The sequence below is a fragment of the Paenibacillus marinisediminis genome (genome assembly GCF_054343325.1).
The window spans coordinates 19438-46056 of the sequence record NZ_JBTGUH010000009.1 but is presented as its reverse complement, the minus strand read 5'-3'; the positions used below and the strand labels follow the sequence as shown (position 1 = coordinate 46056).

Sequence of the window (26619 nt, the reverse complement as noted above, 5' to 3'; positions counted from 1 at the left end):
GATATACACACGAAGCCCATAGTACATCGTATTCTATTCGTTAATTTGATATGTGAAGGAATGTTCATAGCTAGTCCGAGGATTATTCGGTGTTCATGGAACAAGTAATAACGCCCTAAGGCGGTTGAATATACCGCTTCATATTGTATGCCTATGTGTGGTATCTTTATATATTGCGATATGAAGTGGGATTCCATGGTCACTCGTACCAATGAAATAGATGAAATCGACATGAAGGAGAAAAAATGATATTTAAAGACTTGAATATAATACCTGAAGTATTAAAAGCTTTAACCAAAGAGAACTACACAACGCCGACGCCCATACAAGAACAGGCGATTCCAGCTGTATTAGCTGGCAGAGATTTACTTGGATGCGCTCAAACGGGAACAGGGAAGACGGCAGCATTTGCGGTTCCGATGATCCAATTGTTAAGTGAACAACACAGTAAGGCTAGTGGAGTGCGCCGTATCCGTGCATTGATCCTATCACCGACAAGAGAGCTTGCTCTGCAAATTGCCGACAACATTCAAGCGTATAGTCAGTTCACTGATTTACGTTGTTCTGCGATCGTTGGCGGTGTTTCGCAAAAGGTACAGGAGCGGGCGCTAAGTCGAGGAGCGGATATTATTATTGCAACTCCGGGCAGACTTATTGATCTAATCAATCAAAAACGTATTGATTTACAATATGTCAACATGCTGGTATTGGATGAAGCCGACAGGATGTTAGACATGGGCTTTATTCACGATGTGAAAAGAATTATTACGAAAATGCCTCGTAAAAGACAAACCCTCTTCTTCTCGGCAACCATGCCGCCAGAGATATCCCAATTGGTAAAATCGCTGCTCGTAAATCCCGTGAAAGTCGAAATCACGCCTGTGTCTTCTACGGTGGATCGCATACAACAATCGGTATATTTGATAGATAAGGGGAACAAGCAGAAACAATTGAATGATCTGTTACAGGATAAATCTATTGCTACTGCTCTCGTATTTACTCGTACCAAACACGGCGCAGACCGCGTAGTGCGTGAATTAACCAAAGTAAAAATAACTGCTCAGGCTATTCATGGCAACAAATCTCAGAATGCTCGTCAGCTAGCCTTAAGTAATTTCAAGAGCGGGGTAACGAGAGTGTTGGTAGCTACGGATATCGCTGCAAGAGGAATCGATATCGAGGAACTTTCGCATGTAATCAACTTTAACCTTCCTAATATTCCGGAAACGTATGTTCATCGTATTGGGCGTACAGGCAGAGCAGGACTGAGTGGGACTGCCATTTCGTTTTGCGATAATGAGGAAATTCCGTATCTTAAAGATATCGAGAAATTGATTGGAAAGACCATTCCGAGAGTCGAAGACCACGCCTATAAGATGCAGTTAACATCGACGCCTGCGCAGGTAGAGACAGCACCACGATCAGCAGTCTCCAAACCTGAGAAATCCAAGGCTAATCCGAAGCGTAAGCCAAAGTCCGAATGGTTTACCAAAAGAAATAAAAACAAGCAGATAAAAGCATAGGATCTGGAGTTATATGAAGCGGGAATAATTCCGCTTCTTTTTTGTGTGCGGCAGCTGAATCATTGTGAAAGCGGACACATCATTACTTGACATGTGCGCTAGTGAGCATATAATAGCTCTTAAGACATCAATTATTTAAGTTTGTTTATTAATTAAATTAAATAGATTACAGGTGGGTGCACTTATGAAGTCGTTTCTACCAAATGACATTAAAGATGAGAATAGAAAAATCATATTTGACATTCTGCTGCAGCATCCTGAGTTGGCAAAAGTCGAGATCACAGAAAAAACGGCGATGAGCTTCGTAACTGTGAGCAAGATTGTTAACTTCTTTGAAGAGGTCGGGATCTTGACTGTCACGGGTGAGAGTCGAGAAGGCTCTGGCGGCTTGGGAAGAAAGCGTACGGTATACCGATTTAATGAAAATAGCTATACCACAATCGGAATCCAGATTATCGGCAGCACGATTACAGCAGTGCTCATTAATCTATACAGCAAGATCATTGATTCGTATTCGCTTGAAACCGACATCCCTTTCTATAGTGAAGAGTTCACTGCGATATTTATAGAAATCGTGGAGCACTTCAAGCATAAGGCGAAGGAAACGAACAGTGTGGTCTTGGGAATAGGCATTGGCGTTGATGGGGCGATCAATACAAGGAAGAAAACGATCCGCATGAGAACCCAGCATAACCAGGAGAATGACTTTCATTATGAAGCGATTATCGAGAAGCTGAAAGGTGCAGTGAGCCTGCCCATTCTTCTAGAGAACGATGTGAACGCAGCGACAGTGGCGGAATTTCGTAATCTGGAAAATGGAGATCAAGCGCCGGCGAATCTCGTTCATATCGCTGCTGGTGATGGGGTTGGGGGCGGCTTAATCCTGAATAAGGAGCTGCATCGAGGCGTTAATGCGAGCGCGGGTGAGCTGGAGTACATGTGCTTCGATTCCGAATATAAGCGAACTCCGTCGTCCGTAGGCTGGTTGGAAAGCAGACTAGGCATCAAGTATCTGTTAAGCACGTATGATCTGAATTCTGCTGAAGATGTCGAAGCTTGCATCGACTACATCTCTAAGAATCTCGCTCTAACCATTACGAATGTGATCAGCATATTGGATATCGATCGGATCATGATTAGCGGCAAGACGATAGCGCTGTTCCCAGAACGTATATTGAATCGCACCAGAAGCTATGTCGAGCAATACACGGAATGGACTCCTACGATTACAGCAAGTGATTGCCACGAATCAACAGCAATCGGAGCGGCTGTACTCACTCTTCAGCAAGAGATGATTCATATCATCTCAGGATAACCTTCAAAGGAGTGAACCATATGATTATGATCTTTGATACGGAAGAGGAAGTAGCATACGAGATTGCCAAGGAAATGAAAGATCATCTATTAAACGATGAACAGCCCGTCTTTTGCTTGGCTTCGGGAAGCACACCACAGAAGAGCTATAAAACATTTGCCGGTGATGCGGATATTCATCAGCATATAAAGAAGCTTAATATTGTGAGCTTAGATGAATGGGCTGGAATTGATAGAAACTCAGAAGGCAGCTGCTTTCAAATGCTGAATCAGGATTTATTTTCACTAGTATCGCTTGATGACAGTCAGATTGAGTTCTTCAATGGAACATCCTCGGATCTGAAGCAGGAGTGCTTACGAATTGATCATTGTATCGAGCAGCTTCCTATTACATTCAGTTTAATGGGCGTAGGCATGAATGGGCATATCGGACTCAACGAACCGGGATCTCCTATCTTGCAGCATAGCAGTGTAGTACCGTTATCGAAAACAACTAAGGAAGTTGCTCAGAAATATTTTAATGAACAGACGGAATTAACAGACGGAATCACATTGGGTTTAGGCCAGATTATCTGCAGCAAGAGAGTGGTTGTAGCCATCACGGGAGCGCATAAAGCTGACATCGTGAAAGAAATATTTACGAATCCGGATGCGAATCTGCCTGCGCAGGAATTGCTAGGTTATGAGCACATCGATTTCTATCTAGATGCGGAGGCTGCGAAATACATTTGATAGTCATCAAAGTTTAGGAGCACAAACATGGGTTATTACGTAATTGGTGTAGACATTGGAGGCACAAATGTTCGAGTTGGACTTGTTAATGAGAATCTGGAGCTAGTTCGGAAGGAAACAGCGTTAACGAGCAGCTTTCGTCATGTCGAGGAGATCTTTGCAGCTGTTAAAGCGATGATCGAGACAGTGGATCCTGAACAGCAAGCCAGCAAGATTGGCATTGTGCTGCCGGTTCCTTGGAATGATCAAACTGAAGTCATCTGTGATGCAACCAACATCCCTTGTCTGGAGAATGTTCATATTGGAATGATTAGATCTTATTTTCCGGAATATGATGTCTTCTTCGAGAACGATGTAAATGTGATCACACTGCTTGAATCGGATCATGGGGCAGCGAAAGCCTATCATCATTCGATCTACATAACAGTTAGCTCCGGAATTGGGAGCGGGATCATCTTGGATAATAAGCTTGTCCATGGCGCCCACGGTTATGCCGGTGAGATCGGAAGCATGATTATATCCGACAGCAAGAAGAATCACTCCACGTTATACGATGGTACTTTGGAATCTCTGTGCAGCGGCATCGCCTTGGAAGAGGAAAGCAAGCTTCTGTATGGCAGCCATGCAACGGTGAGTCTATTGTTCGAACAGTACCATCTGAACGATAGACAAGCGATAGCAGTCATTGAATCCTGGATCGAGTACTTTTCCAATGCCATTGTTTCGTTGATGCAAACGATAGATCCCGATATTTTTGTTGTCGGTGGAGCTGTCATTCATCACAATCAGTGGTTGATCGAAAGAGTAATCGAAAGCGCGAAGAAGAAAGTACTTCCGCGCTTAAGCGACAACGTCAAGATAGTGGTATCTCAATTTGGCCCTGATGCTGGAATTATTGGGGCTGGATACAACGTATATACAAAGGCTAAAGGAGAATGAGAACGATGAAAAAGTTGAAAGTGGCTTTGATTGGAGCAGGCAGTGTTTCCTTTGCACTAGGCGCGCTTAACGATCTGGTATTGTCTGAACGTTTGAAGAATCATGCGGATCTTGAGATCGCGCTGATGGATATTGTAGAAGAGAATGTGAAGAGAACCCACAAGTATGCAACCGATATGTTCGCTGAATATTCGCACCCTGCGAAGATCTGGCATACTCTCAATCTAGAAGATGCAGTAAGAGAAGCAGACTTTGTCATCGTAGCGATCGAGGTAGAGAGATACTTCTACTGGTCTCAAGATTTCCACATTCCACGTCGTTACGGCAGCAAACAGATCTATGGCGAGAATGGCGGCCCGGGATCTATGTTCCACACGCTGAGAAACCTAGGTCCTATGCTCGAGATTGCGAAGACGATGGAGAACGTATGTCCAGATGCTTGGCTCATTAACTATACGAATCCGGAAGCTAAGCTAGTAGAAGCTATCTCCAAGATGACTTCTATTAAAGTCGTAGGCTTGTGCCACGGTCTGGAAATGGGTATTCATCAGCTGGCTGAGTTCTTGGAGATGGATATTAAGGATATCGGCGTTGAGGGCGGCGGCTTGAATCACTTCGGATTCTTCACTAAGATCTGGAACAAGAAGACTGGGGAAGATCTGTACCCACTGTTCCATAAGAAAGAGAAACAGGCGAATCGTCTGGCGAAATTCGAGCATATGGCGTTGTCCAGAACGATGTACCGCACTTACGGCTATTATCCTTATCCAGGAACGAACCATATCGGAGAGTATATTTCCTATGCGGATGATTTCTACGCAGGACTGTCTCTGCAATATCGCTATGATCCAATCCGAGAAACGATGTGGGAGAAAGATTCAAGAGTGCCTGAATTCGTGTACTGCGCTGGCGGCTACAATATAGATCAGGATCTATTCTCGCCAATCATGACACAAGAGCTCTGGACAGAACAGGCTTATGTATTCGATAAGGAAAAGGTTAGATGCAGCGGAGAATATGCTGTTCCAATTATCGAAGCGATGTTCTTCGGGGAAGAGCTTCATCTGAATGCTGTTAATATGCAAAATAAAGGCGCTATTAAGGGACTTCCAGATGATATGGTCGTTGAAACGCAAGCTGTTGTGAGAGGCAACAACATTGAATTCGTACCCATGACGGTTGAACTGCCAACTGCTCTTATCGGTACGATTCATATTCAAGGCACGATCCACAAGCTGCTGCTAGAGGCTTATGTAGAGAATTCGAAGACGAAGCTTCTGCAAGCGATTCTGCTTGATCCTCAAGCGCCAACTTATTATCAAGCGTGCGCGATGATCGATGAGATGTGCGAGCGGCAAAAAGATATCCTGCCGAAGCTGGAGTGGAAGTAAGGAATCAAGTTGGCAAGGCGGATAGTGAAATGGTAGACATGGGACCTGGCTGCTGAGACCAGGTCTTTTGTTGTGAAGTTATATTGTTGGCGCGGAATTATTATTGTGCCAGGTGCCAAGATGATCAACCTGGTACAATAAGAATATCTGAAAAGATCGAGATTGAAGCTCTCTCTGCTCTTTATGCACGATGCGATTCATGGATACAAGAATATATTCCCCATTCCGCTAGATTTATCTTGAACTTGGAATGAAAGTATCCTGTAGAAGGCAGCGGAGCATAACGCATCAGAGCTGCGAGCTAATTGTACCGATCTCTTCCATTCCCTTAGTTGTGATACAATAATAGATAACTAACTTGCAAAGGATGAAATGCCCATGCCGGTTTACAACAAGCTTGTTCGTGACCTTATTCCCCAAATCATTAAATCTACAGGTAAAGAATTCCGCACACGTATATTGGATGAAGAAGAGTATAAAAAAGAACTTATCATAAAGTTAAAGGAAGAGTCGGAAGAATACTTCACAGCTCAAAGTCCAAAAGAATCGTTAGAAGAACTTGCAGATATGCTTGAGATTATTCGGGCGTTGGCCCCTGTACATGGTGCAACATGGGAACAACTTGAAGCCTTGAGAGAGAAGAAGGCGAAAGCGCGTGGTGGATTTCAGGAGCGGGTGTATCTAATCGATGTCGACGACAACGCTTAATGTCAAATTAATTACAGAAAATCTAGCGGACGAGTTAATTACCGGAATGCAGAATGCTTCCAGTATCTATATCATGACTTCCTTCGTTATGCAGTCAGGTGTGCGCTTATTGGCGCCCTATCTGAAAGGTGCGATAGAGCGAGGAGCCGAAGTGAAGGTTCTGGCCGGCGATTATCTTTTTGTTACGCAGCCGGAAGGCCTGCAGGCATTACTCGATATTGATACTCGGCTGGAGGCACGATTATGGCGAAGTATGGGAACGTCCTTTCACCCTAAGGCCTATTTATTTGACTATGAAAACGGTGAAGGATTGCTTATCGTCGGTTCCTCTAATTTTTCCATGTCCGCCATGAGAATGGGGATGGAATGGAACCTAGCGATGAATGCAAAAGCAGAACCTTATACCTTCCAAGTTGCTTTGGACAAGTTCATGCAGAATTTCTATCACGATTCTACATTACCTTTGAATGAGCATACCATTGCAATCTATGGAGAGGAGTATCGGACCTGCCATCGTAAAAATCCAGAATTAATCCGCATGATTACAAAGATGGAAGAGGATGAGTACCTCACCGATAATACGGGCAATTCCGTAGAAAAAACGGTTTTGGACGGGGAACAAACTCCTATCCATCCTAGATTTGCTCAAATCGATGCACTGGATGCATTAGAGAGAACGTTAGAAGAGGAATATGACAAAGCTATGGTTGTCATGGCCACGGGACTTGGTAAAACCTATCTTGCTGGCTTTTTTGCTCAGCGTTTTAAACGTGTGCTATTCGTAGCGCATCGTGAAGAAATTCTTTTTCAAGCGAAACGATCGTTCCAGCGTATCATGCCGGATAATACCTTCGGTATTTATAACGGAGTCATGAAAGAGGGGAACGCAGACTGTGTGTTTGCTTCGATTTACACCCTCGGGATGAAGAAACACCGTGAATCCTTCATGCCGGACCAGTTTGATCTTATCGTTGTAGATGAATTCCATCATGCTGCCGCTGCGTCGTATCAATCGGTCATCCGATATTTTAATCCGAAATTTTTACTTGGCATAACGGCAACACCAGATCGGATGGACGGCAAGGATGTGTATGCTCTTTGTGATGGTAACGTCGCCTACCAGATTCATTTTATTGAGGCCATCCGTCGTGGCTGGTTGTCCCCATTCCGATATTTTGGTGTTTATGATGATACGGATTATTCATCCATTAGGTGGCTTGGAACGCACTACGATGATGAACAGTTGACTGCAGCTCAGTTGAAACAAGCACTGGCCGACAAGATCTACGACGCCTGGACTGAGCATAAGCAAACACGTACAATTGGTTTTTGTTCGTCCATTCGGCAGGCAGATTTTTTGGCGGGCTATTTTCAAGACAGGGGAGTATCAGCAGTCGGTCTTCACTCTGGAACGGTAGGAATCACGAGGGAAGAAGCGATAACACGTCTAGTCAGAGGGGATCTAGAGGTCATATTTACAGTCGATTTGTTCAATGAAGGTGTGGATATTCCTAGTGTAGATACCTTACTTTTCGTCCGTCCGACGGAATCATTAACGGTTTTCACACAACAGGTTGGCCGGGGTCTGCGGTTATCGGAGCAGAAGTCGCATTGCACGATTATCGACTTGATAGGAAATTATCGAAATGCAGATGTGAAACTTCGATTATTCGCAAATGAAGGGGAAGTAGAGGGGAAAGCAAAGGAAGCAGTCATTCCATCTGTACCGGCTGGATGTGAACTCCATCTGGAGACGGCTGTTATCAATCTGCTCGATGAATTAAGACGTAAAAAGCTGCCACATCGCGAAAGATTGCACTGTTCCTTCCTAGATCTAAAGAATGAGCTCGGACGAATCCCTAGTTATCTAGAACTTCACCTATATGGGAGATCCAACAGCTGGGAATATCGGAATGAATTCGGTTCTTACGTTGGTTTTCTTCAATGGGCCGAATGCTTAACAAAGGAAGAAGAAGAAGTTTATTATCAATATGAGGCTTGGATACGTGATGTCGAGAAGACGGTCATGACCAAGAGCTATAAAATGATCATACTCCTCTATATGCTCGAACGTGGTCCGGATCACTGGGCGTTGCCTGTTACGCCTTTGGAGGTAGCGCCATTCTTTCACGGTTACCTTATGGAGAAGGAATACCGGAGAAGAATCGATTTCTCCGACAAGGACTCAAAAAGGCTCTGGGAGTATAATGAGGCCGGAATTAGCCAGCTTATTGAACGTATGCCAATGACGAAGTGGGGTACGGCTAAAGGGAGTATGACACGCTTTGAGGATTGGGTGTTTAATCTAAGGATTGAGCCCGCCCCCGAGCATCGTTCTATCCTGTATCGCTGGACAAAAGAAATTTGCCTTTATAGGCTGCATCATCACTTTGAGCGCAAAGAGCAAAAGCAAAGACCCCTTCAATAATAAACTGTACCCTACCGAGAGACTTTTTTAAGTGTCTTCTCGATAGGGTACAGTTTACACGTGGCGGAGGTTTTTTCATGCGAACACATACCATTGGGTTAGGTGGTGGTAATGATATTAACGGTAGATCCCACGGGGATTATGCGTTAAGTAGTACATTAAATATGTTTGGCAAAGAAGTTATTAATAATTTATACATTCGGTTTCCCAACTACTTTTTTAAATAAATACGCCATATCAGCATCACGGGAGCAGCAAATTGTGAAATAAGGCTCATGCTATGTTGAGACAAAATTCCAGGGAATATAGGGTGATGAGTAATAATATGGAAGTAATTAAAGAGAAACTAATAGTTAATTCTGATAAGGGCAATTTATTACGTGAGTTAGTCAAATCGATGAGCGAGTGCGAGAGTTTCTATTTTAGTGTAGCTTTTATTAACTTTAGCGGGCTACAACTACTGCTTGATCCTTTAAAGGAAGCAGAAAACAAGGGAATTAAAGGTAAGGTTATCACTTCAACTTATCTCAATTTTACGGATGCAAAGGCATTAGAAAAAATAAGAGAGTTTGATAATATTGATTTAAAGGTTTTCGTTACCGATAAAGAAATTGGTTTTCATACGAAAGCTTACATATTTGAATACAAAGATAACTATAAGGTGATTATTGGATCATCCAATATCACTCAAAGTGCACTGAAAAGTAATATTGAATGGAATGTTGAGCTTGTTACCAAGGAAAATGGTCGATTTATTCAAGATGTCTTAAAAGAATATGATTATCTATGGAGTAGGAGTGAGGAAGCCGATCAAGATTTTATTCAGAGGTATGAAGATTTTTTAAAAAGCTTGAAGAATACACAAAATTCTCATCGATTATTCTATGAAAATAAACAAAATATTGTCCAAAATAGGATGCAAAAGCGAGCTACTGAAAATTTAGAAAGACTGAGAAACTTTGGGGAGAAAAGGGCACTCGTTATTGCTGCGACTGGTACAGGTAAAACGTATATGTCGGCTTTTGATGTGAAGAACTTAAGACCAAAGAAACTTCTTTTCATTGTACATAGGGAAGAGATACTGAGAAAGGCAAAAGATACTTTTGAATTGCTTCTCTCTAATGAGGGTCTTACCTTTGGATTGCTTACAGGAAATCATAAGCAAAAAAATGTGGATTATGTGTTTGCCACCATTCAAACCATTTCTAAATGTTTTCATGAGTTTGATAATGACGAATTTGACTATTTAGTCATTGATGAAGCCCATCATGCTTCTAGTCCGACTTATCGTTCCGTTTTAAATTATTTTAAGCCAAAGTTTACATTGGGGATGACTGCTACTCCAGAACGAAGCGACGGTTATAATGTCTTTGACCTCTTTGATAATAATGTTGCGTTAGAGGTCCGTTTACATGAGGCTTTAGAGGATGAGTTGGTAATTCCATTCCATTACTTTGGGATAACCGATGTTGAAGGCATTGACTTAAGTGATGTAAGTATAGACGACATTACTGAAATCACAAAAAGGTTAAAGGTTAATGAACGAGTAGACTTTATTATTGAGAAAATGAACTTTTATGGACATGACGGTGAGAAAAGAAAATGTCTTGGTTTCTGCGCTAGTATCGAGCATGCTCAATATATGGCTAGTGAATTTAATAAAAGAGGCTATACAAGCGTTTGTTTGCAAGGTGCTGATTCACCTGAAACACGCGAGCGATATATAACTCGATTAGAAAGTGACCATGACGAACTAGAATTTATTTTTACGGTTGATATTTTTAATGAAGGAGTCGACATACCTTCTGTAAATTCCGTACTTATGTTAAGACCAACAAACTCTCCGATTGTGTTTATTCAGCAATTAGGAAGAGGATTGCGAAAGCATGCTGATAAAAGCTTTTTAACAGTTCTTGATTTTATCGGGAACCATAATAAGACTTTCCTTATTGCACTCGCACTAAACGGAAGTCGTTATTATGACAAAGAAAGCTTGAAGGTAGCTATTGCGACTGGGTTCGCCAATATACCTGGGTGTACACATATCCAGATGGATAAGATCGCTCAGGAAAGAATTTTGGAACAGATAGATAAAGAAAATTTCAATTCATTGAAGTATTTAAAGGAAGAGTATTTTGAATTTAAACAACTGAATCAGGGGCGAATTCCTTATTTGTTATTGGACTATATGAAGTTTGACGGTGCACCTGATCCAGTTAAATTTATTGATCGAGAAAAGACATATTTGCAGTTCGTGGCCAATGTAGAGAAAGATGATTTTTTAAAGGAACTTTTACAAAACGAAGCGTTTGAAGGAACTTTAAAAGAATTATCAAGTAAACTACCACTTAAAAGGATTTATGAATTTGTTATCATAAGATATTTATTAGATCACGAGGAAATTAATCCAGAAATCGCAAAGCATCAGATTCTTAAGATGATTAATGATGTTGATGATGATAGCATTCTGCATGCATTTGAGTGTTTGAATCAAGATTACTATGATAGTGTTCAAATAAAGAATAAGCCAAAATTAGTTCAATACAGCAATGGAAAGCTTGTTAAGAGTCTGCATTTAAAAGAGTTATTAAATAACGAGGAATACCGAAAGTATATTGAGGATATCGTTTCTTACGGAATTTTCCGCTATGAAAAAGAATTTAAAAAAGAATACTACGGTGTTCCACATTTTAAACTTTATGAACAATATCCAATGGTTGATGCTGCCTTGCTGTCTAATTATCGTAAAATCCATAGTTCGTATAGAGGGTCAGGACTACTTACAAATGGTAACGACTATTTTTTGTTCATAGACCTTCACAAGGAAGAAGACATCAAGGAGAGCATAAATTATAAGGATAAATTTATAGACGGGCGTTACTTCCAGTGGCAAACTCCAAATAGCACCTCTCAAAATACAGATAGAGGGCAAAATATAATTGATAATAAACGCCGCGGGATTAAGCTTCATTTGTTTGTGAGGAAATATAGAGAAATAGACGGTAAGAATGAGCCTTTTATTTATATTGGAACAGGTAATACTGTCCATTATGAAGGTGAGAAACCAATCACAGTTAAAATCGAGTTGGATAACGAAATACCTTCAACTTTATTTACGGAGTTTACCAGAAAAGTATAGTCTTCTCATTTAAAAAAGTAGTCTTCTCATTTGGAGAAGACTACTTTTCACTCATCAATTGTTCAACAGCCGGTATGTCAGCAGGTGCCCATTTTAGTGAAGATAAATTATCTCTTTTTAGCCAAATTAACTTTGAATGCTCACTGGGTGCTGGAGTTCCTTCGACGACTCTACATTTAATTGATATTAAATTAATAATGGTTTTTTCGTATTCATGAATGTTAACATTGAATACTTCTTTAAATGGTTCGATCCTACAATCCAACTCTTCAACAATCTCCCTTTCGAGGGCTGCATAAATGTCCTCGTTTGCCTCTACTTTCCCGCCAGGAAACTCCCACATATTTGGAATAGACATTTGGGGCGATCTTAAAGCGCATAGAATTTCTTGTCTATCATTTTCGATAATTGCTGCTACTACTTTCACATGCTTTTTCATAATTGCCTCCTCATAATTCTTACAGTATTATGATATCATTTTCCTTAGAAAATTTCATTTTTAGATACAGCAAATTTATTCGACAGTTGATCAAAACAATCTCTATTCAATAATTGCGGGAATATAGAAGAGATTACACTGCGACGATAAATGCTGAAGGCTAATTATTTCGAGAGCGTGAAATATAATCAGAATGGAATTCGACTGGAACAAAGGAATGCGCGCTGGCTCTGCATCCTTTGGAGTATTTTTCTTCAGGCCGGAGTGGGATTGAAACCCTCGTTTTACAAAAAAATGTTGTATAGTTTGGAAAAACTCAGAATTACATTATCCGGATCAAGGATGAATGAAATAGTGTGTCCAAGTCGCATTGAACTAAGTACAAGTAATGTTGGAGCGGATAGATCAGAATTGGAGAAAGAGGAGAAGTACTATTACGAGGCTGTCCGGAAGGAAGGCATGGCTGTTGCTAGTTCGATCTATAGCTAAAGAAGAGCAATCCCTGAAGAACTACTTGTCAGGGATGCTCTTCATGTTTAATGCCGATTCCAATCAAATTGCTGAATACAAGACCAGATCTTTTGATAGAAGTCTTGCATTCGACTATAGAGCACACTCATTTTTTCCAATATGACCGCCTCATTTGTCCAGTCGGATTCCGACATTTCTATCGTTTCTTTTTCAAATTGCGTAATTTTTGGAGAATGCTTAATGCTAATCCCCAACTGCGATGCTGCGAACGTGACAAATTCCATTCTTCGGGCGGAAAAATCTTCCGCACATTCCCCTATTTCGATCTTTAACTCTAGTCGTCCGTTTCTGCCAGGCCCGAAAATATAGGGGACGGGGTAAGGACAGAAGCGTTGGTAATTCGTCGCTGTCGGAGATGAGAACCCAGGGACCGTTTCATATTCTTTGGGATAAAACCACATTGCCGTATTGCCCATAGCCCCGCTGAAAATCAGCTCCGTTTGTTGTATGGCAAATTTCTTGGATGCGGCTTTAAAATAATCAATATAGCCGTTCGTTTTAATACAACTTGAAACTTCCTTATAATACCTGACAAGTTCGTAGATTTGTCTGGAGTGCTCTTCATGTGGGTCAAGGGTCCTGAGGTCTAAACTTAGAATCAGCTCAATGGCTTGTCTATGCTTTAAATATAACTCCTCGCATAATTCTACATAGGTTTTATCAGGAAGTATTAATTCTTCCAGTACCTTCAAATAATCCTGAATAAACTCATAGACCTTCTGATTCATATGATCAAATTGTGAAGGGATGAACTGATTCAGCAACAGATAGAACGCAAGATGACTAAAGATGAAATAGCGTTCGTCTGAAGGTTGATCGCCAAAGAGCGTCATGTAAATCGGAATTATGTTGTATCCTGGGTACGCAGACTCGACCATGGTGTTGTACTCGGATAATTGATCGACACCTTCTCCGGAATAAACTTTGTTTTCAATAATGATGGCCAATTTATGTTGATGAGAAATGAGTAAAAGGTCGACCAGACGTTTAAATGACGATTTCTGCTTTTTCGTATGATTCCACTCTCTGTGTACTTCCAAGTCCCAAAAGTGATTGAGGAAGAAAAACGTTTCGTTTATTCCCGCAGGGCTATTTTTTTGTTCGTTCTCAGCGTGGAGGATAACCTCAATCATGAACTTTTTAAAAACTTTATCCTGCAGATTGTGATTCCCGCTCGCATCCAACAGCCAGCCAAGCACATTCGAGTGTCTAATTTCATAATGATTCATTCGAAGCACTTTAAGCGGATTGAAACTTTGGATATGTGATCGTAGTTTTTCTAATGCATCGTTTCGAATGGTGAACTGTGTTAATAGATTGAGTATGTTTGTTGGTTGCATGGTTTCCCCTTGGATACTTTTTATAAATATGATTAATTTATATCATATTGAATTAAGGCTTTCTATACCAGTATCACGCTATTACTGTCTCCCTCATCATTCAACCGCCCCATCTCCAGAAGGGTATTGCCATCCGGGGCGAGGTACTAAATGCTACAACCTCCGACATACTTGTTGACTATTCTCCTGTACTTTTTAATTCCTTTACGCTTCATTTCCTCTTGCGGTTCCTCGATGTTGTGGACTTGGGGCGTGAAGGAAGGCTTCCACTCGCCCTTTGCTATGGCAAAATCCAGTAGTGGAAGTTCGTGAGACTGAACCAGTCCTGATCGTCTTGCGATCACATTCAAAAATGTTGAGTCATTGACTTTATTGAATGGCAAATTGAAGCCGAGTTCACCGATGCCGAGACTCTTGTATGGGCAGCTCCACTACTTGAAAAGTGAAACGATTATGCCGTCATACGATCACAACGCTAAAATAAACGGTCATGTAAGAATTTCGAAGAAACATCAAAGATTCGCGCAAGCAAAGTGCAACAGATTTACATTTTACGATAATATGTTCTCGCATACCGTGCATGTGGAGTGTGTAGTGTCAACATACCGTGTTGACAAATAATTGGGAACGCCTAAAGTTAAAAATATTACTAAAAGCTCATGCTAATGGCATGAGCTTTTAGTGCAGTACACCGTAGTAAAAATAAACTACTCTTAAATTGAGCAATGATAAGAAGAAGATGACGTTAGTCTCTGAAACGATGAACAGACAAGAAACGCTGCGCAGGTGCTTTTTAATTTCCGTTGGCAGGAAAATGGTCGTGAAGGGTCGAATTATTATGTGTGCTGGAAATGCTGTGGTTTTTGGGTTCTCCTAGCACTATGATATTTATATACCAATACTGATTAGTTGAGCCCCTGATACAACACAATATAATAAAAATCCCCAGAGGGTTCTTCCCCCTGAGGATTAATTGCCGATGCTTTCGGACAATACCATTTTAATACTTTTCGCATCATAAATCAATACGTTGCTCTTTGTATTGATAGTATTATTAAACAACGTATTCAAAGTGTTGTTGTTTAAGTGAATAAAATCCATGATTATGGAAGGGAGAATATTATATGAATCAGATTCAATCTGTTATAAAGGTTAGTAGAGGGTTTCAAGATTCTGAGAAGCATGTGGCTTCTACTATTCGTCCAAATTATACATTAGATTATTATGGTTCTGATCTTGTAGATCATAATGGACCTGCGAGAATTGAATTGCTCTGCCCTCAATGTTCAAGTTATCATGAATTTACTACACTTAGTGTTGTTGTAGTCACTCATGATTTAGATGAGGCAATGGGTACTGATAGAGATTTCTTTTCTACTGCTTCCTGTTCTAACTGTAATGCTGTCGTACAAGTTAGGTGTTTTGATTATGATTTTGATCCAGACTATTGGTTTGATTATGTAACGCATAGTCCAAAAAAAGATGTGAATCTTAACAAATTAAGAATGCCCGAACCAATTGAAGCATTAGTTTTTGAAGCAATTGATCTTCATGAAAGAGCTCAAAATAAAGCATCTTTAGTGATATGTGCTGAGTTAATACGTCAGGTTTTGAAAGATCAGAATGCAGTACCTGATGACATGATGAATGGACTATTATCGCTTAGTGTGTCTGTACCATTAAATGTTTTGGAGCAGTTTACAAGTCGCCTAACGAGCGGAATAAATAAGGATGATGTATCTGCAATGTTAATTGAGGAAATACTCATAATCTGCGGATTTATATTAGATTCGCTATATTCATAATAAGAAATAGTACAAAGGAGTTGCCTATGCCTACATATCTTAACAAAAATTCACAACAGGCGGCTGAATGCTACTTTACACTCCTTGCCTTGAATAAAAGCTCACCTAAGCAAACAGCGATTACTTATAAGCAAATCCCATCTTTTGAGAATTGGGAAAGTTGCTTAGAAAACTTTGGTTATGAATCGAAGCTCATTAGTGATGCTAAAAAGAAAGTAACCCAAGGGATAGAGAAGTTGAGTGAGTACGTTATTGTTGCCTGCAAAGATGATCCTATTTACCCAAAAAGACTGCTTAAGGTCGAGGATTCCCCAGAAATCTTATTTCTTAGAGGGGAATTAAGTCTGCTGGATAGTATAGTGATTTCTGTTGTTGGATCGCGAAAGGCTTCGGAAGAAGGGCAAAACAGAGCTAGAAGGCTAGCACGACTTTTATCCGAGCGTGGAATCATTGTTGCTTCTGGATTAGCGACAGGTATAGACAAGTCTGCACATCAAGGTACACATGATGCAAAGAAGCCAACTATCGCGGTCATTGGAACTCCTATTAACAAGGTCTATCCAAAAGAGCATGAAGTATTACAGAACTATATCTCCGAAACAGGTCTTGTCGTGTCTCAGTTTGCACCAAGCTTTCCTGTCCAGCGTTGGAATTTTCCAATGAGAAATGCCACCATGAGTGGTATATCGATAGCCACAATTGTTATTGAAGCAAGTGAAACAAGTGGAGCGCTAATACAAGCAAGAGAAGCCCTCAAACAAAAGCGCGAAGTGTTCATTCCGTACAGTGCAGTTGAAAATCCGAATCTGAAATGGCCAAAAAGATTTATTAATGAGTTAGGTGCAAATATGTTTACAACCATAGAAGACCTAGTGGGGCAACTTCAGACAAAAGGCCTTTTGAGTGCGGTTGATGAGCAGCCAATGGGTAAGGGAACTGCGCAGATTTGGGGGCCAGAAAATGTTACTTGAGTGCGACGAAATAAAGCTGCTAATTGTCAACCTAGACGAGGTGGCTACTGAACTTGATGACGCTCTCTCTGATTTGATCGACTACAAAGACTGTGTGTTTATCTTATCGGACAAATCAAGAGTTGATAAACTTCAAGAAGAAATTGATGACTTCACTTATACCTCCCCAAGTGGATGGTTTAGCTTTTCCAACAGTCAGACTATATCAAAAATCTTGCGAGAGAATGATATAGAACCCTACGAGGCTGTCTATATTACTGGTGATCCCCAAGAAGCCTATAACCATTTAGGAGTCTCCACTGTATTAATAGTAGATGAAGATACCGTAATAGATAAAAATAATCTTCCAGATCATCATGCAAAAAGTATTAAATCATTGATAAAATGCTTAAAAGGCAAGAGTTATGGTTATTTCGGAGAGCTATATGCGGATGGTATTGGTGGTAATGGTGGGTACTTTCTTAGTAAATTGAATAACGATCTTATCCCATCAGTGGATACTGACTTGGTGATATTTGGTCGTTATTATGTCTCCCATGACAGCAGAGCTTATATTCATCCACTTACTCATTTGACCTTACAAATGAAGAATGGGTATCCCAAACAAATCGAGTCAGTAGCAAGGCTTTTTTCATCTTCCATTAACTTTTTGCACGAACAAGAGCTTCTTGAAGAGGGCACTATAACTGTAGTTCCTCCGAAGCCAAACAAGCGAAATGTATTGATGGAAGTAATTAATAAATCCAAGGACTTGGGCGAGGAAAGCTTGATTGCTGAATTCAAGGTAACTGAATTACTCAAATTAAAACAGAACTATACCCCACAAAAAGAAGTGGGTAACTATACGAATCGCTTTCTAAACGTTAAAAATAAATTCAAGACAAATAAGACGGTAAGCGGGCACGTAATACTTGTAGATGATATCATTACTAGTGGTGCAACTGCCTTGGAGTGCGCCAAGATACTGTATGAGGCTGGTGCAGAGAAAGTAACTGTTCTAGCGTTTGGAGCTTCGCAAAATAAAAGTGAGGCATTGATGCTTGAGCATTTGTTGTGCAATAGCTGTGAGGATGGAGAGTATAAGATTAGATTTGGTAGTTCAGCTTTTTATGGTTGCACTAATTGGCCTGACTGCAAATCTACAATAAAGTATGAGTCAGGAAGAAGACGTTACATTTCCAGTAGGAAGTTGCAACAGAATTCATTCGAGTTTGATGATGATGTATTTTAACTCTTAGGATGTGTGAGTCGTGATCACATATATGCTCACGAACACTAGATTATCGAGGGAAATTCAAGGATACACCAAAACAGACCGAAGTCCGAAAGCACGTACTACAGCAGACTTTCGGACACATCGGTTCATTGTGGGATACCGCGCATACCACACTGGCAGCGAAGGGGTCGGGGGTTCGAATCCCCACGTTCCACCAACAATGATTAATAACGGCAGAGATGCCGTTTTTTTATTGTTAACCTGCATAAAGAATGTTATTGGTTAGAAAGAGTTCATCTTCTGTTGTTGGCTGACAGGGGTAGGATGCCTCTATACAGGACAGTTATCCATGTTATGTACAGACGCCATAGACTTGTTTATTGTTGCATGATTAGCGCTGATTAGATTCTTCAGCATTAAGTTGATTTCTGTTCCCAACAAGGAGGGGATGCGTATGAATACTAAGTTCTTTTTGTCGGCATTGCTTGAGACACTTTGGGCTATGATGGTCAGCACAGCTGCAGGAACTGTCCTGTCCCTGTGAGTCAACAAGAACTTGGGAACTTGTTATGGATGGTTTTGTACATATTCAACACATGTTGAGAGTGTAGCATGGATATCTAGGGTAAAAGAGTAAGGGCTTAAAAGTCTTATAGGTAAGGGGTTTTGGGTTTTACGGGTTGGAATCCGGTGGCTCTAAAATCCCTTTATTATTACCTGTAGGAACATGTCCAAGTTGCAGGGGGAAGCGGCGTACAGAGCGGATTAGATGTCAGTTGTTAGTGAGAAAGCAGTTTAGATATCAGTCCTTAAATGAGAGAGCAGATATATGTAGAAGCAGGCATGATAAGCTAGATAGCAATGCGAAATCCTTACCTATCGTGGCTTTCGTGGGTCCTCATGTCCGCAAAGGCTCCGGGTCAAATAGCGATAATAGCCTAATTATTGTTAATCCCCCCATATTGTATTAGCGAAGAGCCACTACGAAGAAGAGTAAAACCAATTGGTAAGGTATAGGGGACTTATGGCTGAAATCTTGCGTCCTAACTTCAATAGATGAGTCGCGTTATGGAAGTGCCTTATATTTCTTTTTCAAGTGACAAGAGAGCCTTAAACAATCATGACTTTTTGCCGTATCCCCAACATGAAAGTGGAGTTTAGCGCGGCATGTTCTCCTACATACTGAATTGCTAGAGTTAATATAAGTATTAGAACCCTTATTATCGCCCAATGTCGATGGTTTCAAGGGTTTTTCTCTTTTAGAGACTGTTGGGTATGATTTTGATGGGCGTGGTTTTCTGTTATTGAAGCTGTCTGTGAAAACAGAATGACATTAAAAGGGAGTGGAGTTTTACGGAGATGGTTTAGCAATTTGGTGAGAAGAGAATCTTTTTAAGGAAGAGTGAATAAAAACTTGGCTTGTAGATTAGTTCTGTAGGGTTTGTCAAACGATAATATGAAATATAATAATATTACATATTATCGTTTGACAAAATGGGATTGAGGTGATTTAATTAGTAATATAAAGATATTTCAAAAAATGACATCTGAATTTTGGGGGGGTGATTTATTTGGAGAAAAGAGGATTAAAAGAGTTCGTAACATTCATTCCAGGTATAAATCCAACAAGGGCGCAAAAGCAGTTTGAAAATCAAACAATAAATTATTATGACCAGCCGTCTTTTGAAGCTGATTATTATCATGAGGATGTGTTTTTTGAAAATGAGGAGAAATGTTCATCTCAAAACAGCCCATCGTTAAATGAGGGTGATGTTGTTATCAGTAACTCGTTACAGCTTGCAACAATGGTTGGTAAAAATAATGTTGGTAAAGTGTTGTCTCTCAACTTCACAAAAATAGAGGTTGATAGCGAACAACTTGATAAGAGATATTTTCTTTACTTGTTTAATGCTTACAAAGATGTGAGGCGCCAAAAAGAAAAGGAGTTACAGGGGACTGGCCCAGTTCTAAGAATTCCACTTCGTGCTCTTGGAGAAATTAACGTTCCTGTTATTCCCCTTGAGGAACAGAAGAAAATAGGCGCTATTTACGCAGAAACATTGAAGCTGCAAAGTAAGCTAAACAAATATGCAGGATTGATTGAGCAGTTTACGAGCTCAATAATTGAGGAAACCTTAAAGGGAGGGGATAATTAAATGAAAAGTCAATCGGAACTAGCTTTCGAAAATGAAGTCATCGATTATTTGACCAAAATTGGTGGAGTAAAACAATGGGAATACAAAAAAGATATCAAATCAACCGAACAGCTCTGGGATAACTTTAAAATGATCCTAGAACAAAACAATCGTGCTCGTTTAGATGAACCATTGTCTGTTACTGAATTTAACCAGGTGAAGAAAATTATCACTAGTATTGAATCACCATACCAGGCCGGACAGTTTTTGTATGGTGTTAATGGTGTTTCTGAAATTGAAGTTGACCTTGACAATGGTAAACATGTGTATTTAACAGTATTCGACCAAGCCCAAGTTGGTGGCGGAAACACTGTTTATCAAGTGGTAAATCAAATTAAACGGCCAAAAGTAATTGATGGTAAGCCAAATCGTCGATTTGATGTGACGTTGCTTATTAATGGTTTACCAATTATTCAAATCGAATTAAAGAAAGCACTTCACAGTACTACAGAATCCTTGAACCAGATGGAACAGTATATTGCTGAAAAACAATACAGCGGTATCTTTTCAACCTTGCAAATTCTAATCGCGATGACGCAGTATGATATTCGTTATATGGCCAACACCCCACTCCAAAGCTTTAACCGAGCTTTTGCATTCAACTGGCAAAACGCAGATGATGCTCGCCCTATTCGTTCATGGAAAGTGTTTGCGGATAAAGTGTTGTCAATTCCAATGGCTCATGATTTAGCTACTCGCTACATGGTACTTGATGGTACTAAAAACAAAGAAAGTATCAAAGTCATGCGTCCTTATCAAGTCTATGCCACAAAGCATGTGCTTGATAAAGTTAGAAAATTTGATTTCAAATATGATGATGGAAAGTTAGGATACATTTGGCATACTACTGGCTCAGGTAAGACAATCACAAGTTTTAAGACTGCATGGCTTGCAAGTCGTCTATCTAATGTAGATAAAGTTGTCTTCCTGGTTGACCGTATTGCGCTCACAAACCAAACATCTGATGCCTATAAAGCCTATGATCCTGTTGCTGGATTTGAAGGGAAAACGGGTGTGGTGAGTGACACTGCAAATATCTCAGACCTTCATCGCAAATTAACGAAGAAGAGTGATAAGAACATCATCGTGACAAGTATTCAAAAGATGTCGCGTTATGTAGCGCGAGATAGCTTCAAGCCACTGAATGAAAGTATTCTTTTTATCGTTGATGAAGCCCATCGTTCAACTGGTGACGGTACTGAAAATGATGGTATGCTTGAAACGATCCGAAAAGCTATTCCTAATTCTGCTTGGGTTGGTTATACTGGTACACCAAAATTTCCTGAAACACGAGAGATTTTTGGTGATATTCTACATGCTTACACCATTAAAGAAGCAATTGCGGATAAAAACGTCTTAGGGTTTAACGTTGAATTCAAGGAAACTATCGAGGCTCCCGAAGATCCAACCGAAGATGATATCGACGATAATGTTCGTGGTAGTGTTTATGACTATAGCCCGGAACATGTGCAATTGGTAGTTAGAGACATATTCAATAACTGGAAGGAACGTTCAAATGATCGCAAGTATAATGCTTTGTTTACAGTCCACGTTGGAGGTAACAAAGCAAGTACACCAAGAGCGATGGAATACTTCGATAAGTTTGTTGAAGAAAATGCGAATCGTCCAGCAGATAAACGGTTAAAAGTTGCAGTGAGTTTCTCGGTAGATACATCTAATAGTATTCATCAACTTAAAACGAACGAGAACTTGCATAGAGCCATCAAAGTCTATAACACAATGTTCGGCACAGCTTTTGATATGACGACAGTTAAAGCCTACACAGAAGACTTAGCACGGCGACTTAACAAGACAGCTGATGATGGTAAGTATTTAGATTTGGTTATCGTCGTTGACCAACTTTTGACTGGTTTCGATGCTCCTGAGATGAATACGCTCTATATTGATCGAACGCTTAAGGGTGGGAACCTTATTCAGGCATATTCACGTACAAATCGAATGCATAGCCTTGTCGATAAGCCTTGGGGAAATGTTGTTAATTATCGTTGGCCAGAGCAAAACGAGTATGAAATGAATAAGGCTTTTGCTATCTATTCAAATCGTGCATCTGCTGCTGAACAGCTTTCACTTGAAGATTTGAAAGAAGGTAATGAAGACTCTGGTATCATTTCGAAACCATTTAGTAAGGTTCAAGCTGAGATGCAAGAAGTAATCAAGAAACTTTCAACGCTCACAGATGATTTTGTACAATTACCACCAAGTGAAAAAGCACAGGATGAAGTTTTTGAGAATTTGAAAGAGTATAATCGCTTGCTTAGTCAGTTGAAACAATATACCGAAGATGATGACAAAAATCCTATTTCTGCCTATGATAATCCCGAAGAGTTCTATGAACGTTTAGGGATTACTGAAGAGCAGGAAGTAATTTTAACAACTGTTATCGCTGGTGAGTTGAAAGAACGACGCGCTAAGCGAGAAGACATTGATATTTCGCAAGTCAATCTCTCTATGGTTCATATTCACGATGTTACCATCAACTATGATTACTTAATTGATTTGATTGCTCGAATGGCTGACGAAGTTCACGCGAACTTTATGTCTAAAGCAGAAAAAACACGTGATGAAATCCATATTGAAATTGCTAAGTCAGATAATGAAAGAGAAAAATCTAAGATGCGCAACTTTGTATCTAAGATATTCTCAAAAGAATTTGAATTTGATAATTATCCAGCTCCTCGAAGTGTTGAAAAAATGAACCAAGCTATGGATAGAGCACAAAAGGATACGAATATTCAACTTGTAACGAACTTCATCCGCACTTGGGGACTTGATAACAGCATAAAACCTAAGGAACTTGAAAGCTTGATTAAGAGACACCGTTTAGGTCAAGAGGATATGGATAAACAAGGTGAGTTAACAGCAATCATGAATGACGCAAGAGCTGATTATAAAGAAATTGCAGATAAAAAGATTGCAGAATTATCTTGGGTACGATATCGCATTGAATTCCGTAAGGCATTTTACGAAATGGCTGACGAAATTAAGAAGGGAGAATAGTCAAGTGTTAAAATTAAGCAGACTACAAAGAGGAGAGCAGAAATGAGCGATAAAATAACAAAGTCACCTCAAATCAGATTTGCAGGATTTACAGATGCTTGGGAACAGTGGAAGTTGGGAGAAATGCTAAAAGAATTTAGTATTAAGACAAAGACTGAAAATGAATATACTGTTCTATCAAGTACAAATTCTGGGATGGAAATTAGAAATGGTCGAGTCTCGGGGATATCAAACCTAGGATATAAGATTATTGAAGATGGTGATTTAGTACTGTCACCACAGAATCTTTGGCTTGGAAATATTAACGTTAATGACATTGGTAAAGGACTTGTATCACCTAGTTATAGGACGTTTAAGTTTGTAGATTTAAATAGCCAGTTCATCGAACCACAACTTAGACTTCCAAGAATGTTGGAAGAGTACAAAAATGCTTCGACACAAGGAGCGAGTGTTGTTCGTCGAAATCTTGAATTAGAGTCGTTTTATCAAATCCCTATACGAGTACCTAGTTGGAAAGAACAAAAAAAAATAGGTTCATTTTTCAAACAACTGGACGATACCATCACCCTTCATCAGCGTGAGTTGGAACTGTTAAAGGATACGAAAAAGAGTCTACTTCAAAAAATGTTTCCGAAAGATGGATCCAATGTTCCTGAAATTAGATTTGCAGGATTTACTGATGCTTGGGAACAGCGTAAGGTTGGAGATATTGGTGCAATTCGAACATGTAAAAGAATATTTAAAGAACAGACAAAAGAAGAAGGAGATATTCCTTTTTATAAAAATGGCACTCTTGGCCTAAAAGCAGATGCATATATAGCCCGAGATATTTATGAGGAATATAAAAAAATATATCCTTTTCCTAAAGTGGGAGATGTTCTAATGTCAGTAGTAGGTAGCATTGGACGAACGGCCGAATATAAAGGAAAAGACGAGTATTTCCAGGATTCAAATATTGTCTGGTTAGATACGGATAGTAATGTTATTGATAAGAGATTTTTACAAATATCATATCAAATTATAGATTGGATTATTGAAGGGTCCACAGTAAAACATTTGTATAATGATAATATTTTGGCCAGTCGAATATGGATGACATCACTTGATGAACAGCGGAAAATTGGATATTATTTCTATTCGCTCGACTACCTCATCACCCTTCATCAGCGTGAGTTAAATTTGCTGAAAAATTTAAAGAAATCAATGCTTCAACAAATGTTTGTATAAGAAAAGGGGATTACACAAATGAGTAATGCAACAGATATTACATCAAAGCTATGGGAAATGGCTAACAAACTGCGTGGGACAATGGATGCAAGTGAGTACAAGAATTATATTTTGCCATTTATGTTCTATCGCTACTTATCAGAAAATCAAGATGAATACTTGAAAGTCAATGACCTGGAAGAGTTCTACGAAGTGACAGATGATACTGAAAAAGAAGATTACCTTGAAGAAATCAGTAGAGGTATCGGATATGCAATTGATCCAGCCTACACTTGGGACAAAATTGTATCGAAAATTGAAAATCACAAAATCAAACCTAGTGATTTCCAAGACATGTTTGATTCATTCAATACAAATGCCAAACGTAACGCAGTCGCAGAAGCTGACTTTGCTAACGTATTCTCAGATGTTAACCTTGGGGACACTCGTCTAGGTTCAAATACAAACGAACGTGCAAAGGCTTTGAATGATATTGTTTTGATGATTAACGAGTTCAGTTTCAAAGACGATTCAGGACGTGACATTTTGGGTGACGTTTACGAGTATTTGATCGGGCAATTCGCAGCTAATGCTGGTAAAAAAGGGGGGGAATTCTACACACCTCATGAAGTTAGTCAAATCCTAGCAAGGATCGTCACGGTTGGTGCGGCTACTACTGGCGATCAATTCCGTGTATATGACCCTACAATGGGATCAGGTTCACTTCTTTTAACAGTTCAAAAAGAATTGCCAAATGGTGATGAAGAAGGAAGCGTTGATTTTTACGGTCAAGAGTTGAATACTACAACATATAACTTGGCCCGCATGAACTTGATGATGCATGGGGTGAATTATCGCAATATGGAGTTGAAACGCGCAGACACACTCGATGCTGACTGGCCATTTGCTGAAAAAGATGGTACACAAATTCCTTTGAAGTTCGACGCGGTCGTAGCTAATCCGCCATATTCTCAGAATTGGGATACAAAAAACGTTGATCGAGAAAAAGATACACGTTTCAAGGGTTATGGTGTAGCACCAGCATCTAAGGCAGATTATGCTTTCGTTCTTCATGGACTTTATCATTTAGATAAAGCAGGAACAATGGCTATCGTGTTGCCACATGGTGTACTCTTCCGTGGTGCTTCTGAAGGTAAAATACGTAAGAATATCATCGACAACAATCTGTTAGATACTGTTATTGGATTGCCAGCTAACTTGTTCTATGGTACAAGCATCCCGACATGTGTGCTGGTGTTCAAAGGTCGTGAAGCTCGCAAGAATAAAGATATTTTGTTTATTGATGCTTCAAATGAGTTTGAAAAAGGCAAGAACCAAAACAAACTCTCTCCTGAAAACATCAACAAAATTATCGAGACTTACAGTAATCGTGAAGACGTTGAGAAGTATGCTCATCTGGCATCTTTGGATGAAATAAAAGAAAATGATTACAATTTGAATATTCCACGTTATGTCGACACGTTTGAAGAAGAAGAAGTTATTTCACTTTCACAAGTGGCTCAAGAGTTGACAGAAGTTAAAGCGGAAATTGCGAATTCATATGATAACTTGTTTGGGTTATTGAATGAGTTGCAGGGCACAACTGATGAATCCAAAAAAGAACTGAGCAAATTTATCAGTCTTTTAGGTAAATAATAGTAATAGAAAAGAGCTAAGGAGAATTTAAACCTTGGCTCTTTTCACCATAGCGTGTGAACAGCGTA

Annotated in this window: 17 protein-coding genes; 15 read left to right on the top strand and 2 right to left on the bottom strand. The window is 39.8% G+C overall.

From position 1 onward, the window contains the following. Positions 1-245 precede the first annotated feature (245 nt). From ACXX53_RS17965 to ACXX53_RS17930, 8 genes are all read left to right on the top strand, one after another. Positions 246-1523 (top strand): DEAD/DEAH box helicase, encoded by a 1278-nt coding sequence (locus ACXX53_RS17965; protein ID WP_458570062.1) that lies wholly within the window; start codon positions 246-248, stop codon positions 1521-1523. A gap of 184 nt (positions 1524-1707) precedes the next feature. Further along, the gene (locus ACXX53_RS17960) at positions 1708-2838 is read left to right on the top strand and encodes an ROK family protein (RefSeq protein WP_458570061.1); all 1131 of its coding nucleotides are present in this window, start codon (positions 1708-1710) and stop codon (positions 2836-2838) included. Between the two features lie 20 nt (positions 2839-2858). Next, positions 2859-3569, top strand: a complete 711-nt coding sequence (locus ACXX53_RS17955; protein ID WP_458570060.1) for a 6-phosphogluconolactonase — start codon at positions 2859-2861, stop codon at positions 3567-3569. A 27-nt stretch (positions 3570-3596) separates the two neighbouring features. Next, positions 3597-4508, top strand: coding sequence for an ROK family protein (locus ACXX53_RS17950; protein WP_458570059.1), 912 nt, complete (start codon positions 3597-3599; stop codon positions 4506-4508). A gap of 5 nt (positions 4509-4513) precedes the next feature. Then, the gene (locus ACXX53_RS17945; protein ID WP_458570058.1) at positions 4514-5899 is read left to right on the top strand and encodes a family 4 glycosyl hydrolase; all 1386 of its coding nucleotides are present in this window, start codon (positions 4514-4516) and stop codon (positions 5897-5899) included. A 378-nt stretch (positions 5900-6277) separates the two neighbouring features. Then, positions 6278-6607: a nucleoside triphosphate pyrophosphohydrolase gene (locus tag ACXX53_RS17940; protein WP_458570057.1), complete on the top strand. Its 330-nt coding sequence runs from the start codon at positions 6278-6280 to the stop codon at positions 6605-6607. After that, positions 6588-9035: a DEAD/DEAH box helicase family protein gene (locus ACXX53_RS17935; RefSeq protein ID WP_458570056.1), complete on the top strand. Its 2448-nt coding sequence runs from the start codon at positions 6588-6590 to the stop codon at positions 9033-9035. Before ACXX53_RS17940 ends, ACXX53_RS17935 begins: the two co-directional genes overlap by 20 nt. Positions 9036-9360: 325 nt before the next feature. Next, complete coding sequence (locus tag ACXX53_RS17930; RefSeq protein ID WP_458570055.1) at positions 9361-12174, top strand: DEAD/DEAH box helicase; 2814 nt, start codon at positions 9361-9363, stop codon at positions 12172-12174. Positions 12175-12214: 40 nt separating this feature from the next. Here ACXX53_RS17930 and ACXX53_RS17925 read toward each other — a convergent pair whose 3' ends face one another. Continuing rightward, the gene (locus ACXX53_RS17925) at positions 12215-12613 is read right to left on the bottom strand and encodes a (deoxy)nucleoside triphosphate pyrophosphohydrolase (RefSeq protein WP_458570054.1); all 399 of its coding nucleotides are present in this window, start codon (positions 12611-12613) and stop codon (positions 12215-12217) included. Between the two features lie 536 nt (positions 12614-13149). Continuing rightward, the gene (locus ACXX53_RS17920; RefSeq protein ID WP_458570053.1) at positions 13150-14484 is read right to left on the bottom strand and encodes a PD-(D/E)XK nuclease family protein; all 1335 of its coding nucleotides are present in this window, start codon (positions 14482-14484) and stop codon (positions 13150-13152) included. A gap of 1124 nt (positions 14485-15608) precedes the next feature. On the opposite strand from ACXX53_RS17920, the gene ACXX53_RS17915 reads away from it, so the two are divergent. The 7 genes from ACXX53_RS17915 (at position 15609) to ACXX53_RS17885 (ending at position 26551) form a co-directional block, all read left to right on the top strand. Further along, positions 15609-16289: a hypothetical protein gene (locus ACXX53_RS17915; RefSeq protein ID WP_458570052.1), complete on the top strand. Its 681-nt coding sequence runs from the start codon at positions 15609-15611 to the stop codon at positions 16287-16289. A gap of 26 nt (positions 16290-16315) precedes the next feature. Then, the gene (locus ACXX53_RS17910; protein WP_458570051.1) at positions 16316-17260 is read left to right on the top strand and encodes a DNA-processing protein DprA; all 945 of its coding nucleotides are present in this window, start codon (positions 16316-16318) and stop codon (positions 17258-17260) included. Beyond that, positions 17250-18491 carry a hypothetical protein gene (locus ACXX53_RS17905; RefSeq protein WP_458570050.1) on the top strand — a complete coding sequence of 414 codons (1242 nt, stop codon included), beginning with the start codon at positions 17250-17252 and terminating at the stop codon, positions 18489-18491. Before ACXX53_RS17910 ends, ACXX53_RS17905 begins: the two co-directional genes overlap by 11 nt. A 1556-nt stretch (positions 18492-20047) precedes the next feature. Further along, positions 20048-20632, top strand: coding sequence for a restriction endonuclease subunit S (locus ACXX53_RS17900; protein ID WP_458570049.1), 585 nt, complete (start codon positions 20048-20050; stop codon positions 20630-20632). Further along, complete coding sequence (locus ACXX53_RS17895) at positions 20633-23689, top strand: type I restriction endonuclease subunit R (protein WP_458570048.1); 3057 nt, start codon at positions 20633-20635, stop codon at positions 23687-23689. It begins immediately after the preceding gene. A 42-nt stretch (positions 23690-23731) separates the two neighbouring features. Then, a complete protein-coding gene (locus ACXX53_RS17890; RefSeq protein ID WP_458570047.1) occupies positions 23732-24916 on the top strand; it encodes a restriction endonuclease subunit S in 1185 nt (394 codons plus the stop codon). Between the two features lie 18 nt (positions 24917-24934). After that, positions 24935-26551 (top strand): type I restriction-modification system subunit M, encoded by a 1617-nt coding sequence (locus ACXX53_RS17885; protein ID WP_458570046.1) that lies wholly within the window; start codon positions 24935-24937, stop codon positions 26549-26551. The last annotated feature ends 68 nt before the right edge of the window (positions 26552-26619 follow it).